Origin of the sequence: Paenibacillus darwinianus (assembly GCF_000598065.1) — a bacterium.
Classification (GTDB): domain Bacteria; phylum Bacillota; class Bacilli; order Paenibacillales; family Paenibacillaceae; genus Paenibacillus_I; species Paenibacillus_I darwinianus.
On record NZ_KK082213.1, the window covers coordinates 1 to 1,982 of the forward strand.

General features: G+C 61.7%; 2 protein-coding genes. Both read right to left on the reverse strand.

From position 1 onward, the window contains the following. On the reverse strand, positions 1-1,012 hold a 1,012-nt coding region (locus BG52_RS13955; protein WP_036667518.1), incomplete at its 3' end, for a carboxylate--amine ligase. 1 nt (position 1,013) lies between these two features. Further along, positions 1,014-1,982, reverse strand: a 969-nt coding sequence (locus BG52_RS16220) for a hypothetical protein (protein WP_036667519.1), incomplete at its 5' end; no start/stop codon positions are given.

Sequence of the window (1,982 nt, forward strand, 5' to 3'; positions counted from 1 at the left end):
GCATCCGGTCCGGCCGGACCAGAACCTGCAAAGCCTCGCCGGGAAACAAGTTGCGGCACAACCGGCCAACCTCGTACGCCGTGACCTCCTTAACCCTCTCACCGAGCGCAATTCTGTACAGCAGCCGGGGAAAATCGACGCCCGACCGGACCGCCAGATGGAGCGAGCCCCAGAAGCGAGGGTTGATTTCCATAAACTTCGGAATACCGTCGCGGGGATCGACCATAAATTCCAGCTCGGCCACCCCGTACCACGGCAGCCGGCTCATGACCGCTTTGGCCCGCTCCAGCAGCTCCGGCATCCATACGCTTTGCTGCATCGTGCTCGGTCCCGCCGGATGCGGAAAATGCCGCAGTTCCTTCTGGACGAAGGACGCCTTCAACCGCCCTTCCCGGTCGTAAAGCAGGCAGACGTCGTAACGGATGCCGGCCGGAATATACGCCTGCAGCACGGGAAACGGGAACTCGCAGTGAACGGCCTCATACACGGCGGGCAGCTCCTCCTCGGCATACACGACGCGAATGCCGCGGGAGCCCGAGCTGTTTCTCGGCTTGACGACGACCGGGAACGACAACTTTCGCGCCATCGGCAATACGTCCTCCAGGGAAGCGGGCTGTTCCGTCGCGGGCGCTTCCACTCCGGCGGCCGCTGCGGCCCATGCGGAAAGGCCTTTATCGCGCGCGATCCGGTAGCTTTCCGTTGGCGGAACCGGCAGCTCGCAGAGCTCCCCGAGCGCGCGCCGGTTGGCGACCACAATGTCCAGAGCGGGTTCGTCCATCGCAAACACCGTGCGATATTTGCCCCGTTCCAGCCGGTCGGCAAGCGATTCGCGGAAGGCGCCGGGGAACGCCCTCGGGTCGGGGTAGCGCCACCGTTCCCCACAATATTTTGAGAAGGCGGCCGTGTTGATCAAGCTGGTCTCACCGACCCCGACGGGCACGCCCGCAGCGCCGACCGATCGTGCAGCAGCCAGTGTCATGCGCAGCATGCCGTCCGTAAGCAGAAGCGCCATTTTACCAGACCCCCTCCGTTTCCCTGGGCAGAACCGGCAGCTTCACGGGAGGAATCCTCGCCTCCTGCTTGAGCCGATAAACCTTCAAATTCGGCGTATCGGCATATAAAGTCATCTTGTCCGGGTATTTCCGCATATACCACTGCACCCAGCGGTACATCTTCGCTTCAAGAATGCGGCGGTTCTCGCCCTTGTAATAGAAAGCCGACAGATCTCCCTTCGTGAATACGGGAAAAGGTTTCCTCGCATCGGCCGCTACGATCGGCGTATTCTCTTCCAACGGGATCGTTTCCACGTAGAAAAATACGTTCGAGGTCGGCAAGCCTGGCGCCGTCCCGCTTCCCGGCTCGGCATCGCGGACGAATTCCCACAGATTCATATGCCACCCGTACGCTTCAACAAGCGGAAACTCGTCGACCGGCGATACAATCGTCCAGTCACCGGTCACGATCTCGCCTCGTATTCTCAAATACGTTTGGACCGCCTCATCGTACTGATAGCGGTTTCCCTCGGGCTTCGGCAGCGTGAATCCGCCGGCGAGCAGCAGCGCTGCGGCCAACAGCCCGATCATGCCCGTAATCAGCGGCTTGCGGGGACTGCGGTCGACCACCCGGCCAACCGTGAGCAGCGCAACCCCGATGAGCAAAGCGGCGACAAGCGAATAGAACGCGCCGAGACGAGCCGCAGGAAGGACGGCAGGCAATCCGAGCTTCTCGGCTTTGTACAGCACCCAGAATGAAACCGCCAGAACGAGTACGGTTGGAAAACCGACGGACGGCTGCTGCAGCCGGGACCGTCTGCGAACAAACAGCGTGACCACCAGCACGGCCGACAGGCCGATAAAACCGAGAATGGCGTAATCCCATCGATCCAGGCCGCCGATCAGCCCGGATATGCCGCCTGCGCTTCCGGTGCCGGAAGACAGCACGCTTTGCTTCACATATTCCCCGCCGAACAACTTCACCCCGAG